Origin of the sequence: Sphingopyxis chilensis, assembly GCF_035930445.1 — a bacterium.
GTDB classification, from domain to species: domain Bacteria; phylum Pseudomonadota; class Alphaproteobacteria; order Sphingomonadales; family Sphingomonadaceae; genus Sphingopyxis; species Sphingopyxis chilensis.
The window spans coordinates 1,981,375-1,996,705 of the sequence record NZ_CP142394.1 but is presented as its reverse complement, the minus strand read 5'-3'; the positions used below and the strand labels follow the sequence as shown (position 1 = coordinate 1,996,705).

At 65.2% G+C, this 15,331-nt stretch carries 13 protein-coding genes and 2 tRNA genes; 9 read left to right on the top strand and 6 right to left on the bottom strand.

From position 1 onward, the window contains the following. Positions 1–140 precede the first annotated feature (140 nt). Both VSX79_RS09040 and VSX79_RS09035 read left to right on the top strand, forming a co-directional pair. Entirely contained in the window at positions 141–437 is a 297-nt protein-coding gene (locus VSX79_RS09040) for an Hpt domain-containing protein (RefSeq protein WP_179496133.1), read from the top strand. Between the two features lie 195 nt (positions 438–632). Then, complete coding sequence (locus tag VSX79_RS09035; protein ID WP_326913175.1) at positions 633–1,937, top strand: tetratricopeptide repeat protein; 1,305 nt, start codon at positions 633–635, stop codon at positions 1,935–1,937. A 66-nt stretch (positions 1,938–2,003) separates the two neighbouring features. Here the strand turns inward: VSX79_RS09035 and VSX79_RS09030 are convergent, their stop codons facing one another. Continuing rightward, positions 2,004–2,477 (bottom strand): Lrp/AsnC family transcriptional regulator, encoded by a 474-nt coding sequence (locus tag VSX79_RS09030; protein WP_179496137.1) that lies wholly within the window; start codon positions 2,475–2,477, stop codon positions 2,004–2,006. Between the two features lie 169 nt (positions 2,478–2,646). On the opposite strand from VSX79_RS09030, the gene VSX79_RS09025 reads away from it, so the two are divergent. The 5 genes from VSX79_RS09025 to VSX79_RS09005 all read left to right on the top strand — a co-directional run bounded on the left by VSX79_RS09025 (position 2,647) and on the right by VSX79_RS09005 (position 7,150). Continuing rightward, positions 2,647–4,296, top strand: coding sequence for a histidine kinase dimerization/phospho-acceptor domain-containing protein (locus VSX79_RS09025; RefSeq protein ID WP_326913174.1), 1,650 nt, complete (start codon positions 2,647–2,649; stop codon positions 4,294–4,296). Between the two features lie 73 nt (positions 4,297–4,369). Further along, on the top strand, positions 4,370–5,347 hold the full coding sequence (locus VSX79_RS09020; RefSeq protein WP_326913173.1) for a polysaccharide deacetylase family protein: 978 nt from the start codon (positions 4,370–4,372) through the stop codon (positions 5,345–5,347). 69 nt (positions 5,348–5,416) lie between these two features. Further along, positions 5,417–5,492 (top strand) — tRNA-Ile (locus tag VSX79_RS09015). A 69-nt stretch (positions 5,493–5,561) separates the two neighbouring features. Then, positions 5,562–7,037 (top strand): M20 family peptidase, encoded by a 1,476-nt coding sequence (locus tag VSX79_RS09010; protein WP_326913172.1) that lies wholly within the window; start codon positions 5,562–5,564, stop codon positions 7,035–7,037. A 36-nt stretch (positions 7,038–7,073) separates the two neighbouring features. Continuing rightward, a tRNA-Pro gene (locus VSX79_RS09005) sits at positions 7,074–7,150 on the top strand. A 53-nt stretch (positions 7,151–7,203) separates the two neighbouring features. Here VSX79_RS09005 and VSX79_RS09000 read toward each other — a convergent pair. The 4 genes from VSX79_RS09000 to VSX79_RS08985 form a co-directional block, all read right to left on the bottom strand. Beyond that, on the bottom strand, positions 7,204–8,475 hold the full coding sequence (locus VSX79_RS09000) for a ComEC/Rec2 family competence protein (RefSeq protein ID WP_326913171.1): 1,272 nt from the start codon (positions 8,473–8,475) through the stop codon (positions 7,204–7,206). Then, a complete protein-coding gene (locus VSX79_RS08995; protein WP_326913170.1) occupies positions 8,472–9,758 on the bottom strand; it encodes a DUF2235 domain-containing protein in 1,287 nt (428 codons plus the stop codon). The genes VSX79_RS09000 and VSX79_RS08995 overlap by 4 nt, the downstream gene beginning before the upstream one ends. A 6-nt stretch (positions 9,759–9,764) precedes the next feature. Further along, positions 9,765–10,145: a hypothetical protein gene (locus VSX79_RS08990; RefSeq protein ID WP_326913169.1), complete on the bottom strand. Its 381-nt coding sequence runs from the start codon at positions 10,143–10,145 to the stop codon at positions 9,765–9,767. A 205-nt stretch (positions 10,146–10,350) separates the two neighbouring features. Next, positions 10,351–11,772, bottom strand: coding sequence for a M20/M25/M40 family metallo-hydrolase (locus VSX79_RS08985; protein WP_326913168.1), 1,422 nt, complete (start codon positions 11,770–11,772; stop codon positions 10,351–10,353). 129 nt (positions 11,773–11,901) lie between these two features. Here VSX79_RS08985 and ettA point away from each other — a divergent pair, with 129 nt between their 5' ends. After that, entirely contained in the window at positions 11,902–13,581 is a 1,680-nt protein-coding gene (ettA, locus tag VSX79_RS08980) for an energy-dependent translational throttle protein EttA (protein WP_179496149.1), read from the top strand. A 59-nt stretch (positions 13,582–13,640) separates the two neighbouring features. After that, on the top strand, positions 13,641–14,045 hold the full coding sequence (locus tag VSX79_RS08975; protein WP_326913167.1) for a PaaI family thioesterase: 405 nt from the start codon (positions 13,641–13,643) through the stop codon (positions 14,043–14,045). Between the two features lie 126 nt (positions 14,046–14,171). Here VSX79_RS08975 and VSX79_RS08970 read toward each other — a convergent pair whose 3' ends face one another. Next, entirely contained in the window at positions 14,172–15,323 is a 1,152-nt protein-coding gene (locus VSX79_RS08970) for a cell wall hydrolase (protein WP_326913166.1), read from the bottom strand. Between the last annotated feature and the right edge of the window lie 8 nt (positions 15,324–15,331).

Below are 15,331 nucleotides of genomic sequence, written 5' to 3'. Positions count from 1 at the left end.
CGCCTTGCTGTCTGCTTCCTGGTTCGCCGCGGAATCCCGCCACAATCCCACGATTTTCTTTTCCCCGCTCATCCCGCCATCTTAGCATCAAATGCCGGCCATGAAACGGAAACTTAACCACAAGCTGGCAAAGCTGTGGAATGTCTTTCGACAGTGGTCCCCTCGATCGTTACCTGAGCGCAGCGTTCGGCGGCGACCCGGCGATGGCGATGGATCTGCGTGGCGCCTTTACCGGCAGTGCACGCGACCTCGCCGACCTGATGCGCCGCGCGCGCTGCGACGCGAACTGGGAAATGGCGGCGCTCCGCCTGAAAGGGCTCGCCGCAACCTTCGGGATCATCCCGCTGATCGAGCTTGCCGAAGCCGCGATGGCGGGCGCACCGGGTGATCCTGCCATATTGCGCCAGATCAACCGGACGATCGACGAGATCGCCTGACCGCGCCTGACGTGCGACCCGGCGAAGCGGGTTCAATTCCCGTTCAGCCGCTTTCCGCCAGTGAAATATCGATGTCCGCTGTCTTGCCATGGCAACGCGACGGAGTTAGCCGCGTTATCGACGCGCGGCCGACCCTTTGCGCGCCCGATTTGTACGCCGAGGCGACGGCCGCCGAGTTCAAAGGAGAGATTTTCGATGTTCACCCGTTTCCGCTCGATGCCCGCAACGGCGATGGCTGCCGTTCTGGGCTGTGCGCTGATGACCACCGCCCTTCCGGCCGCTGCCAAGGAAAAGCCGAAGAAGGAAGAAGAAGCCAAGGGCAAGGGCCTGTCGGCGAGCAAGGCGTTCGGTCCGGCGCTCAAGAAGATGACCGACGCGACCACCGCGAAGGACACGGCCGCCCTCCAGGCCGCGCTGACCGAAGGACAGGCCACCGCGACCACCCCGGACGATAAATATCTGGCCGCCTTCTATCAACTCCAGCTCGGTATCCTGAGCAAGGATCAGGCGATTCAGGCGCAGGCGCTCGACACGATGCTCGATTCGGGCGTGACCCCGGCGGAAAATCTTGCCGTCTATAATTTCTTCTCGGGCAATTTCGCCTATGGCGCGAAAGATTATCCGAAGGCGATCAAGCGCCTCGAAGCGGCGCGCGCGGCGGGGTCGACTGAGCCCAATGTGCCCGTCCTCCTGATGGACAGCTATCTCAATGCCGGGCAGGTCGATCAGGGGCTCGCCACCGCCAAGGCCGCGATCGAAGCGAGCCGTGCCGCCGGGCAACGCCCCTCGGACGAGCTGTATGTCCGCCCGGTCAAGGCCTTGCAGGCCGCAAAGCGCACCAATGAGGTGCTCGACCTGATGACGATGCGCCTGCGCGACTACAACCAGCCGACGGTCTGGCGTCAGACGCTCTTCATCGCGCTGCAGGCGAATCAGGACAAAGAAGTCGGGCTCGACATCTTTCGCCTGATGCGCGCGACCGGCGCGATGCAGGAACGTCCCGAATATGCCGAATATGCGGCGCTTGCGACCGAAGCCGCGCTGCCGGGTGAGGTCGTGTCGCTGATCAAGGCGGGCAAGCAGAGCAATGTGATCCCCGCCAGCGACGCGAAGTTCAACGAGCTTCTGACGAGCCAGACCGAGCGGATGGGCGACGAGGAATCGACGATCGCCGCCTATGCGCAAAAACCGTCGACGCTGTCGAATCCCAAGGTTGCCGGCGCGACGGGTGACGCGATGGTCGGCTATGGCCGCTACGCCGATGCCATTCCGCTCTACAAGGCGGCGCTGGCCGCCGGCGGCGACAAGGATCTCTGGACCTATCGCCTCGGCGTGGCGCAGGCGCAGTCGGGCGACACGGCGGGCGCGAAGGCGAGCTTCGCGCAGGTGACCGGCCCCCGCAAGCGGCTTGCCGACCTGTGGACGGTGAAGATCGACACGCCCGCGGCGGCGCCCGCCGCTCCCGCACAACCGGCGGCTGCCCCCGCTACGGGCGGCTGAACCGGCGGACAACAAAAAAGGGCGCCGCTCCAGGCCGGAGCGGCGCCCTTTACCTTATCCGGTTGATCAGACTTCGACCGGGATGCCGGCGAGCTGCTTGGCTGTGCGAATCGTCAGCGACGTTTTTACGCTGGTGACGTTCGGCGCCGAGGTCAGATGCGCGGTCAGGAAGGACTGGAAGCTCTGCAGGTCGCGCGCGACGACCTTTAGCAGGAAATCGATCTCGCCGTTCAGCATATAGCATTCGCGCACCTCGGCGAGTCCGCCGACATAGTCTTCGAAGGCTTTGAGGTCCGACTCGGCCTGACTGCGCAGGCTGACCATCGCAAAGACGGTGATGCCGTAGCCGAGCTTCGCCGCGTCGAGGTCGGCGTGGTAGGATCGGATGACGCCCGATTCTTCGAGCGCGCGTACACGACGAAGACATGGCGGAGCGGTCAATCCCACCATCTGTGCCAGTTCGACATTCGTCATCCGCCCGTTTTTCTGCAGCTCGCCCAATATCTGCAAATCAATCTGATCGAATTTCTGACTAGCCATCGTTGAAACATCCGCTTTCCAAAACTGCGGAGACCATAATATTATTTCAGGCGATTGCAATTGTCCCACAATGCGACGTGGAAGGTTAAGGCACTTTCATGACCGGATGATTCACGCTAGCCGGTAAACATATGCTAACCAACGACCGACGCTGTGGGGCTCTTTCCGCGTGACCGCTGACTCGATGATCGCGACCATCTTGCGCCAGGCGCCTGCGGATCGCCGCGCGAGTATCACCGCGTGGCGACAACTCTCCGATATTCTGGCCCAGCGCGGCAATCAACTGGGCGATGACGATATTCGCCGCAGCCTGCATGCGCTCGCCGTATTGCGGCCACGGGTCCCCGAAGCGGTGCGCCGCGACTGCGCGCGCGCGATCACGCGTCACGGCCGTTTCGCCCCGCTCGTCGCGCTCTACGCCAACGACGTTCCGGCGGTATCGGCGGCCATACTGCGCGAGGTGCGTCTTTCCGAAACCGACTGGCTGGCGCTGCTGCCCGCGACGAGCGCGATGGCGCGGTCGGTGCTCGCCGGGCGTCGCGACCTGCCGGAAGCGGTCGCCCGCGCGCTGGCCAGCCTTGGCAGTGCATCGGTGGCATTGCCCCAGCCCGCAAGCGCGGCGGTCGAAGAGCCGGCACCGGCAGCACCGATCGCGCAAGCGATGCCCGATCCCGTGGCCGATAGCGGCCCGAGCCAGATCAGCGAACTCGTCCGCCGGATCGACAAATATCAATCGACCCGCGGCCAGCCGGCTGCGCCGCGCCCGCCGCGGGCCGCCTTCCTTTTCGAAACCGGACCCGATGGCGTGATTCACTGGGTCGACGGCGTGACGCGCGGCGCGGTGATCGGGCTGTCGATCGCCGAGGCCGCCTTTGGCGGCGAACCCGGTACCGATGGCATCGCCGCCGGTGCGTTCCGCCAGCGAGCGGAGATCATCAACGCGCGCATGTTGCTGGAAGGAACGCCCGCCGAATCCGGCGAATGGCGTTTTTCGGCGCTGCCCTGGTTCGACCCGGCGACCGGTCAATTCCGCGGCTATCGCGCGAGCGCCCGGCGTCCGCATCGCAATGAAACCCCCTATGGCCGCACGGCCTCCGAAGATTCGGGTGATTCGATCCGTCAGTTGATCCACGAGCTGCGCAGCCCGCTCAATGCGATTTCGGGTTTCGCGCAGATCATCTCGGGACAGATGTTCGGGCCTGTGAGCCAGGGCTATCGCGCGATGGCCGATGCGATCGTCGCCGATGCCGCCTCGGTCCAGGCGATTATCGACGATCTTGAAACCGCTGCGCGCAGCGGCGAGGCGCCCCCGATGCAGGCGGCCGAAGAGATCGTCGATATCGGCGCGATCGTGACACAGATCGAACGCGATCTGGCCGGGTTGCTCGCCGACCAGCGCGTCGAACTCAGCATCTCGCGCGTCGGCGGCCCCTTTCTCGGGCTCGCCGGTGACGCCAATGTGCAACGTATGGTCGGGCGATTGCTCACCGCGCTCGTCGATGTGTCCGAACCGGGGGCGATTTTGGTCGGGCAACTGGTCACCGAAACGCGGCACGACGACATGCTCCAGCTTCGGATGGTCCGCCCGGCGGCGATCCGCTTCGCGACGGCGTCGGACCTGCTCGATCCGGGTTTCAGTCCCGAGGGCGAGGCGCCTGGCGCTGCCGTGCTCAGCCTTGGCTTCTCGCTCCGCCTGGTCGACAGCCTGGCCCGCGCGATCGGCGGACGGCTCGATATCGGGCATAACGCCTTGACCTTGCACCTGCCCTCCGCCAACTCGAAAGGCGAGGTCGAGCTGGAGGCGCAGCAAGGCGAATAGGCCGGCGGGCCGGGCTAAGGGGGGCGTGGTGCAGCCTGCGGGCAGTTTCTTTGCATATCCGGCCGCATCGGATTTGATCACACTGGATTCGGGCGAGGCGCCGCGTTTCTGGGTGACGGTCGACACCGAGGAGGATTTCGACTGGGACGCGCCCTTCGCGCGCACCGGCTATCGCCTCGCGTCGGTCCCCGCGCTCGCCGAATGCCAGGGCTATTTCGATCGTGCGGGGGTAAAGCCCATCTATCTCGTCGACTGGCCGATCGTCGCCGACGACCGTGCGGCCGAAATACTCGGCGCCGCGCGGCAGGCAGGGCGTTGCGAGATCGGGGCGCAGCTTCACCCGTGGGTGACGCCGCCGCACGACGAAGAGGTCGGCGAGCGGAACAGCTATACCGGCAATCTGCCCGCGGGTCTGCAACGCGCGAAGATGACCGCGCTGCGCGATGCGATCCGCGACCGGTTCGGCGTCCAGCCGATCGCCTATCGGGCGGGGCGCTACGGCCTTGGCCCGGATACGGCGGCGATGCTTGCCGAATTGGGATTCCGCTGCGACACGTCGGTTCGTAGCGGTTTCGATTATCGCGCGGGCCATGGCCCCGACTATCGCGACGCGCCGCTTCATCCCTGGTGGGTCGGGGCGGGGCAGAGCGCCGTGCTCGAGATTCCGGTGACGACCGTGTTCGGCGGGGCGCTCGGCCGCGCGGGGCGCAGCGTCTATCACCGGGTCGCGCGCGATGGCACGCACGCCGGCGCCGCGCTCGCGCGTCTCGGGCTCGTCGAGCGGATCGCGCTGACCCCCGAGGGCATTCCTGTCGAGCGCGCGTGCAGGGCGATCGACATCGCCGTCGACCTTCGTCTGCCGGTGCTGAACTTCTCCTTTCATTCGCCGTCGCTGCAGCCGGGCAACACGCCCTATGTCCGCAGTCAGGCCGACCTCGATCTTTTCTATCGTTGGTGGGATGTGGTGCTTGAACATCTCGCGCGGCGCGGGGTCGAGCCGACCACCGTCGCCGAAATATTGGCGATGGCCGAACGCAAGGCGGCGCGCTGAGGTTGCCGCTTGCCAACGCGGCGCGGCGTCCGCTATCGCCCGCAAATCCCTTTCCGGGTTTCGCGAGGGGGGCCTGTAGCTCAATGGTTAGAGCTGGCCGCTCATAACGGCTAGGTTGCGGGTTCGAGTCCTGCCGGGCCCACCACTCCTTCCACCATTTTCCTTGCAAATCTAAACCGATGGCGGTCCATTGCGCCAGTCGAAGGAGAGGGACATGGCGAAGCGGCGGACGATCCTGGCCGGGGGGCTTGTGATCATTGCAATTGGAGCGGGAACGGTTGCGGTGCGCACTGCGACCTTTGTACCGAAGGATATTGCCGACGGCAGCGATGTGCGGCTTGTGGCGGCGCCTGCCTATGATCTCGACGCAGCGGTCGCGCATCTGAGCGCCGCGGCGCAGATCCGGACGATCTCGCATCAGGACGCGGCCGATAACGACATCGGCGAATGGGACAAGCTGCACGCGTGGCTTGGGTCGACCTATCCCGCGACGCACGAGGCGATGACGCGCACGATCCTGCCGAACCGCACCCTCATATATCACTGGCCGGGCGGCGACGCGTCGCTGGCGCCGATCATCGTCATGGCGCATCAGGACGTGGTGCCGGTGACCGGGGGAACCGAAAGGGACTGGAAATACCCCCCCTTTGCCGGGACGATCGCCGAAAATGCGATCTGGGGGCGGGGCACCGTCGACGACAAGGGATCGCTCGTCGGCCTGTTCGAAGCGATCGAGGCGCTCGCAGTGCAGGGTTTCCAGCCGAAGCGCGGCATCTATCTCGTTTCGGGCCATGACGAAGAAGCGGGCGGATCGGGCGCCGCTGCGGCTGCTGCCAGGCTGAAGGCCGAAGGCGTTCGCGCGCTCTATACGCTCGACGAAGGCAGCGTCGTACTGCGCGATACGCCGCTTATCAACGGCCCCGCCATCCTGATCGGCGTGGCCGAAAAGGGCTATGCGACACTGAAAGTCACCGCCAACGCGCCGGGCGGTCACAGTTCGATGCCGCCCGCCGAAACCGGCGTCACGACGCTCGCGCGCGCGGTGCTCGATATTACCGAAAAGCCGTTCCCGATCGAAATGCGCGGCCCCGGAGCGGCGATGGTCGAGGCGCTCGCCGCGCACAAGGGCGGGACGACAAAGATGGCCGTCGCCAACAAATGGCTGCTCGGCTACCTCGTCAAGAACCAGCTTGCCTCGTCGCCGTCATCGGCTGCCGCCTTTCACACCACGATCGCGCCGACGATGCTGGAGGGCAGTCCCAAGGAGAATGTGCTGCCGCAGTCGGCGACGGCGCTGATCAACTATCGAATCGCGCCGTGGAACAGCTCGGCCGACGTCATGGCGCGCGCGAAAGCCGCCGTGGGCGACGCGCCGGTCGAGCTGAGCTGGGTCAAGCCGCCGAACGAGCCGTCGCGCGTGTCGTCGAGCAGTTCGCAGGGCTGGAAGTATATCGTCGCGGCAGCGCGCGCCGATGCGCCCGATGCCGTCGTCGCGCCTTATCTGGTCGTCGCCGCGACCGACAGCCGCAGCATGGAGCCGATCTCGGAGGATGTGTACCGCTTCATGCCGATGCACTTCACGCTGAAGGAAACGGCGATGATCCACGGCACCAACGAACATATGACGATCGACAGCTTCAAGCGCATGATCGATTTCTATGCGCGGTTGATTGCGACGTCTGCGGGATAGACTTGGGCGCGCCATCTGTCTAAGGCGCCCCAGCGTCGGGGAGTGGCGCAGCCCGGTAGCGCGCTTGCTTTGGGAGCAAGATGTCGCAGGTTCGAATCCTGTCTCCCCGACCATTATCCTTCGGGTAGCAGCGCCGCTGCTGGCGTGATCCACGCCTGCCAGCCGTTTAGCCGACTTCGACGTGCAGGCTCGAGCGCAGGTCCACCTGTGTCGGTCCGTAAGACCAGAAGTCGCGCAGTACGTCTGCCTTTGGATGATATGTGTTCCCACGTTCCGGGTCGGACGAAAAGACGCTGATCAACGGGGCCAGCCGTCCGGCGACGCCCTTGTGCCAGTTACGGCCGGCCCCGTGATGCATGACCTGGAAGATGCCGACCCGGTCGATCCGTACTTCCGAAAAATGCCGCACAAGCGCATCGAGTCGCTCGCGACTGTCGAGGTAGCCGTCGCCCGAGAATAGCTGCGCGACGCGTCGAGGGTGGTCCCAGTGACGATGATTTCCCGGCTGATAAGCGACAAGGCTGTTCCGGTCGTGAAGACGCAATCCGGGAAGCGGGCCCGCATAGAGGAACAGCGAGATCAAATTTCGCGCTACGGCGTCGGAGCCAAATCGGGCATCGTAACAGAGTTTCAACGTCGCGACCGCGGTGTGGACACTGCCGGGCGTGCCCTGGCCCGCCCGCCAGGCCGCCGCCGCCGCCAAAAGTTCCTCTCGGAGGATGCCCACGGCCCGGGCGAAATCCTCAAGATCGGGTGGCAGCAGGTCGGCGTTGTTATAGGGCACGAACTCCCATAGCCCCTCGACCCGCAATCGCCCGCCGCGCCGCAGCAACTCCGCCCGCGGACTTTGGTCAGCATCGCCATCGATCATCAATTCTGACGCTTCTGTATCGCCGAGCGCCTCGGTATCGAGCCGCAATTCGAAATCGCCTTCCTCGCCGTCGATCCCCGGCATCTCCTCCGGTGCGTCGGGCGGCGGCGGCACTGCCTCGCCGTCGGAGGGCGGGACGAAGAGGATACGGCCGATCCGCCGCCCTCCATCCAGTGCCCGGATATAGCCGACCGGATCGGCGAACAGCCGGAAGACGGGATCGGACGAGGTGACGCCCTGCGCGAAAGCGAGCGCCAGCCGGGCGGCCAGCGTCGCATAGGGAAGCATAAGCGTATCTACCGGGAAATGCCCCAGCAGCTCGGCAAGGCCGCTGATATGATCCTTGTCGAAATGCGAGATGGTGACGAGATCGAGACGCTGCCTGCTATCATTGAGCGAGGCCATATCGTTGATACCGTCGATGACGAGCTGGTTCCCCGACACGGTGCGGCAATCATAAACCCAGCGGAAGCGCGCGCGCATCGGCCCCCGTTCTACCAGCGCGCCGGATGCGAAGAGACCCTGACCCACCGCGTGATACCGATAATCGATGCTGTCGATGCTCATCGCGTGCCCTTGTTTTTCGCGAGCTGAGAGCTTCGCGGCGCGCGGCGTTTGGGCGGCGTCGGCGGCTCGATCACTGCGCCCGTTCGCGCATCGACCGTTCCAAGCAACTTGCCCGGTTCAACGCCGAGCTCGGCCGCCCAGCGCTGGAGGTCCTTGGGACGATAATCCGCAACCTTGCGGCGAGGCTTGGGGCCGGGAAGAGCGTAGCCCGTCAATTTGCGCCAGCGGTCGAAGACGCTGGCGTCGATTGTTTCGTTGACGCTCAGCCACGACCCTTTGTCGTCCTCGACGGCGGGGGCGGCAATTCGGCGGTGAAAGCGGCGCCAGAATTTGAGGGCGGGATAGAAACCCCACAGGAAGCTTTTGAAACTGTCGTTGATCGGCGCGGCGATCTCATAGCCCGTGGGAACGACCTCGCCGCGCCAGGCGAGGCCCAGGGCGCCGGCCTTTTTCATCAGCCACGCGAGCGGAAGCTGCGGCAGGTCGTCGCCGGCGATGCCGCCGCCGACATTGGCGTGGGCGCCCGCGAACCAGCGTTGCTCGACGATCGTCGGCCGGACGCGGCGCTTGCCCGGCGGGTCGGGTGTGGCGGGCGTGAAGCGGGTCCAGAGCGTCGGCGCGAAGGCCGCGCGATGCTCGTCGAGCGCGAGGGCATGATAGGCATGCTCGAAAATTGCCGATAGCCGGGTATTGTGAAAGCCGAAGCGCCGACGGCTGATCCCCGGAGTATTGCCGAACGGAATGCCGAGTGCGCCGACGGTGTCCCAGACGCCGATCATCTTGATAGGCACCCGCCGCGAGTGGCGCAGCAGCCGCTTTTCCGCGGGCGGCAGGTTTTTCGTCTGGTGCAGTTCGACGAAGGAGGGCGCCTTGTCGTCGAGCCGGTAGCGTTCGTAAAGTTCCTCGACCGAAAGCGGCGAACCGGGGCGGAGCAGCCCGCAACGTGCGATCATTCCCGCAACGCTGCGTGCGGTGAAGGCACCGCGGCTGAAGCCAAAGAGGAAGATCTGGTCGCCCTGATCATAGTGGCCCATCAGCCAGCGATAGGCGCCGATGACGTCGCGATCGAGGCCATAGCCAAGCGCACCGCCCCGGATGCGCTCGCCGCGCGGGGTGCCGACCCCGGCGGTGTAATAGCAAAGCTGCGCAACGCCCGCCGCGTCCCGCGGTGCGACGAGCTGGCTCAGCCGCCAGACGCTCGTATTGTCCTCGGAGCTGTTCCAGGTGCCGTCGAGCAGGAGGACGAGCCGCTTGCCCGGCATGGTCACGGCCCCTTTTGCCATCGCGCGCTATCCTCCCGTTCGGGCGGGTTTCTCATATCTTCGCGACGCCGACAAGGCGGCCGGCGGGACGGCAAGGTGCGCGCGGGCACAAAAAAAGACGGCCTTCCCGAAGGAAGACCGTCCCTTTTTCGTTTCGGTCAACGCCCCGAAGGGCTGCGACTTACTTCGTTTCTTCGGCCGGAGCGGCAGCGGCGTCAGCCGGAGCAGCAGCAGCGTCGGCCGGAGCGGCAGCGGCGTCGGCCGGAGCAGCGGCTTCGGCACCAGCGGCAGCAGCGTCGGCACCAGCGGCAGCGGCTTCGGCGCCGGCAGCAGCGGCGTCAGCGCCTTCTTCAGCAACAGCTTCAGCAGCCGGAGCTTCGGTGGTGGCTTCTTCAGCAGCCTTTTCACCGCAAGCGGCGAGGGCGAACATGCTGGCAGCAACGGCGATAGCAGCAAATTTCTTCATGATGTGTGGGCTCCCTAAAATGCCTTTCCGCGTCCGGGAAAACTTCCCGTACCGCGAGCGGCGGGATTTAGCTGTTCCGCGTGAATCGTCAACAAAAATAATTGAGATGGCCGGTGCGGGCGGGAATCTGTCATTTATCCGTAACCGTCACGGAAGTTCGCTATCCGCGCTGTTCGCGAGAATCGCCAGAACCGCGCTCCAGACCACCACATTTTGCCGCAACTGAACAGGGTCGATCTTGTCGAGCGTATCGTCGGGCGTGTGGTGCAGGTCGAAATAACGCGTGCCATCCTGGGCCAGGTCGATCGCCGGGACGCCGGCCTGGACGAGCGCGCCGATGTCGGCGCCGCCATTCGCTGCCTGCTTGCCGCGAACGACGCCGAACGGCATCACCGCGGCCGCCAGCCGGTCGGCGAGCGCCGTCGCGCTGTCGGGCAGCTTGAAGTCGATGCGCCACACGCGATCGGCACCGAAATCGGATTCGAGCGCGACCGCGTGCTTTTCGGTCCCGTGCTTCTCGAAATAAGCTTTGCCGCCGAACACGCCGACTTCCTCGGCGCCCGCCCACAGGATGCGGATCGTGCGGCGCGGCTGGCCGGCGGTCATTACATGCTTGGCGGCGGCCGCGACGATCGCGCAACCCGCCGCGTCATCGATCGCGCCGGTGCCGAGATCCCAGCTGTCAAGGTGGCAGGCGACGACCACCGGGCTCGCGGCGGGGTCGCGGCCCGGAACTTCGGCGATGACATTGCCTGACTGTTTTGTCCCGAGGTTCTGCGGGGTGAGGACGAGCTTCATGCGCAGCGGTTCGGGAACATAGCCCATCTCGGTCTCGCTCTTGCGCATCTGCTGCGCGCGCTTCCATTGGCGAACGAGCTGGTCAGCATCGGGGTTCGAGATCGCGCCGGCGGGAATAGGCTTCACGCCGGGCTCGAAATTGGTGCCGCCGGTGTGCGGAACCCGATGATCGTCGGTGCCGATCGCGCGGATGACGGTCGCGATCGCGCCCTTCTTCGCCGCGACATTGGCGCCGGTGAAGCGGCCGCGGCCATAATAGCCGTAGCCGCTGCCGTCCTGCGCAGGCGCCATCTGGTGATCGATGAAGACGATCTTGCCCTTCACCCGACGCTCGGGCGCCGCGACAAGCGCGTCGAAACTCTCGAAATAGGCGATGTCGCCCTCAATGCCCTTGGCCCCGGTCGAGGCGCTGGTACCGAGCGCGGTGATCGCGACCTTTTGCGGCAGGAAGGGGCTCGTAAGCCACGCATCCTCCTCGCCGCGCACCCATACCGGCATATCGAAAGGCTCGTCGCGGACATTGGAGAAACCCATCGATTGCAGCCGCGCGACCGCCCAGCGGCGTGCGGCGGCCTCGGCTTCGGTGCCGGCCATGCGCGGACCGATCTCGGTCGTGAGGTCCTCGGTGATCGACCAGGCGATATCGTCGCCGCGCTGCGCCAGCTCGGCGGCGCCCGGTGGCGGCGGAATCGACGCCGACAGCGGCGTTGAGAGGAGGGCAAGGCTCGTACCGGCGAGCGCGAGGAGGCGGGCGGGGATCGGGTTCGTCATGCCTTTGTCCTAGCGGGGCAATTCAGCGCGCCGCAAGCGCCGATTGCCAACCGCGCCCCCATTCGCTAACCGGCCCCCAACTCTCCCGGCCGCACGACCGCGGCCCAGCCTCTACCGGAGCTTGATCCCATGGCCGCCCAATATAGTTTCGTGATGAAGGGTCTGACCAAGACTTATCCCGGCGCGCAGAAGCCGACGCTGAACAACCTCAGCCTGCAATTCTATCCCGACGCCAAGATCGGCATCGTCGGCCCGAACGGCACCGGCAAGTCGACGCTGATGAAGATCATGGGCGGCATAGACAAGGATTTCACCGGCGAAGCCTGGCCCGGCGAAGGGGTCACCGTCGGCTATCTGGCGCAGGAGCCGCAGCTCGACCCGACCAAGACGGTCAAGGAAAATGTCATGGACGGCGTGCGCCCGGTTGCCGACATGATGGATCGTTTCAACGAGATCAGCGCGCTGATGGCCGACCCGCCCGCCGACGCCGATTTCGACGCGCTCATGGAAGAAATGGGCACGCTCCAGGAAAAGATCGACGCGGTCGACGGCTGGACGCTCGACAACCAGCTCGAAATCGCAATGGAGGCGCTGCGCTGCCCGCCGGGCGACTGGAGCGTCGAAAATCTGTCGGGCGGTGAAAAGCGCCGCATCGCGCTCACCCGCCTGCTGCTCGAAAAACCTTCGATCCTGCTGCTCGACGAACCGACCAACCATCTGGACGCCGAAAGCGTCGCCTGGCTCGAAAAGCATCTGGTCGATTATCCGGGCAACGTGATCCTCGTCACCCACGACCGCTATTTTCTCGACAATGTCGTGAACTGGATCCTCGAACTCGATCGCGGCCGCTATTTCGTCTACGAAGGCAATTATTCGACCTACCTCGAAAAGAAGGGCAAGCGCCTCGAACAGGAAGCGCGCGAGGATCAGGGCCGTCAGAAGGCGATCAAGGACGAACTCGAGTGGATCCGGCAGTCGCCCAAGGCACGCCAGGCCAAGTCGAAGGCGCGTATCAAATCGTTCGACCAGCTCGTCGAGGCGCAGGAAAACCGTGCGCCCGGCAAGGCGCAGATCGTCATTCAGGTTCCCGAACGCCTCGGCGGCAAGGTGATCGAGGTCAGCAATATCTCGAAGGCCTATGGCGACAAGCTATTGTTCGAAGACCTGTCCTTCACGCTGCCGCCGGGCGGCATTGTTGGCGTCATCGGCCCCAACGGTGCAGGTAAATCGACGCTGTTCAAGCTGATCACCGGGCAGGAACAGCCCGACAATGGCAGCGTTTCGATCGGCGACACGGTGCGCCTCGGCTATGTCGATCAGAGCCGCGACGCGCTCGACCCGAACAAGAATGTCTGGGAAGAAATTTCGGGCGGGCACGACATGATGAATATCGGCAAGCACGAGATGCAGACGCGCGCCTATGTCGGCGCCTTCAACTTCAAGGGCACCGACCAGCAGAAGAAGGTCGGGCAGCTATCGGGCGGTGAACGCAACCGCGTCCATATGGCCAAGATGCTGAAGCAGGGCGGCAACGTGCTGCTGCTCGACGAACCGACCAACGACCTCGATACCGAAACGCTCGCGGCGCTCGAAGAAGCGCTCGAAAATTTCGCGGGTTGCGCGGTTGTCATCAGCCACGACCGCTTCTTCCTTGATCGCCTCGCGACGCACATCCTCGCGTTCGAAGGCGACAGCCATGTCGAATGGTTCGAAGGCAATTTCGAATCCTATGAGGAGGACAAGATCCGCCGTCTGGGCGAAGGCGCGACGCGCCCGCACGCGACAACCTACAAGAAGCTGTCTCGCTAAACGGCATGGCGGGGAAGGCCGCACCGGTTTCGGCGCCGATATCATCGGGCGCGATCCGCATGGACGCGGACGCGCTCAACGCTTTTCTCGGTGATGCCTTCCCCCACGCCGAGCCGGGCTCGCGCGGCCATGTCGTTTCCGCCGCGCCCGGCCATGTGCAGGCGCGGATGGACCCGACCGACAAGGCGCTGCGCCCCGGAGGACTCATCTCTGGGCCGACGCAGATGGGTTTCGCCGACATGGCGGCCTATGCGCTCGTCCTCGCGCATATCGGTCCGGTCGCGATGGCGGTGACGAGCGCGCTCAATTACCAGTTCCTGCGGCCATGCCGCCCAGGACCCCTGTTTGCCGACGCGTTCATGTTGCGCCTTGGCAAGCGGCTCGCGGTGATGGATGTGCGGATATGGACCGACGATGCCGACCGGCCCGTCGGGCAGGCGAATGTGACTTACGCGATTCCCTGAAATGGGACCGGTTTTCGACCTGTAGCGGCTGTTCTTCTCCCCTCCCGCAAGCGGGACGGGATATCCGGTTCGAGACTGGAATGTCCGCCTCTCCACCTCAAAGCGGTCACGATCGGAACGCTGCTCTTACCGCTTCATGCACTGGCGCACGTCGTCGCGCTTATATTCGCTACAGTTCCACAACGCCTTTTCGAATCCCGCCTTGTCGTCGCGAAGGTAGGAGAAGCTCATCGCCGCGCGCTGTGTATCGCTCATCGCGTCGCTGTCGGGTTTGAGGGTCGGGTTGGTCCAGCCCATGAACTTGCAATAGGGCTTGTCGCCGCACAGCCGGAGCGCGGTCGTCACGAAACTTTCGGGCGCCGCCTTGCGGTCGAGCTGGGTGTAGATGGTGTCGCGGCCGGCCGTTTCGCCCGCGCCCACGACGACGCGGGCTTCGCCCACCGCCGCATTGGCGTCGACGGGCGCGATTTCGGTGGGCAGGCCGAGCGCGATGGCATGGAGCGGGGAGAGCGCCGCGAGCTTTGCAATCGGCCCGTCGTCGCCCGACACCGCGCCGCGGAAGGCGCCCGGCGTGCCCCAATAGCCAGGCCAGCGGAAGAAGAGATGCGTATCGACGATCGCGATCTTCTCGAGGCTGTCGCTCCAATAGGGGCGCACCCAGTCGGTGTGATAGTGGGTGGCAAGGCCGATGGCGGGATAGGTGCCGCCCGACAGCATCAGGTCGGCGTTGTTCCGTGCGCGCTGCCACGCCGCGTCCGAATAGCGGCGGTTCAGGGCGCCGTCGCAGGTGAAGGTGAACTGGCAGCCGGTCACACGCTCCGAACCCTGGAACACGACGCCGCAGATCGATTTGGGGAAGGCGGGGTGACGCGCGCGGTTGATCACGACCTGGCCGACGGCCTGCTGTCCCTTGGCATCGTCGCCCGCTTCATAGAGCATCGCGGCGGCAAGACAGTCGCGCGCGCGGGCTTTGGCATCGCCGCCGCCAGCATAGACGAAGGGACGCGGCGCGACGAAGCCCTTGGTCACGAGCGCGATCTTCGCATTCTGCGCGCGCGCGTCGGATTCGGTAACCGGCGCGAGCACCATCGGCGGTGCCTCGGGCACGACGTCGGCGGGCGGGGCGACGGGGTGCGGACGCGCCATATAACGCGCGCCGTTTTTTTCGCCATTGGCGTAAAGGACCGCGCCGATCGCCACGACGGCGATCAGGACGAACAACCAGCCCGTCCAGTCGCGCCGCAGCGGCAACGTCGATTCACCGCCCTCGGGACGCATAGCGAAAG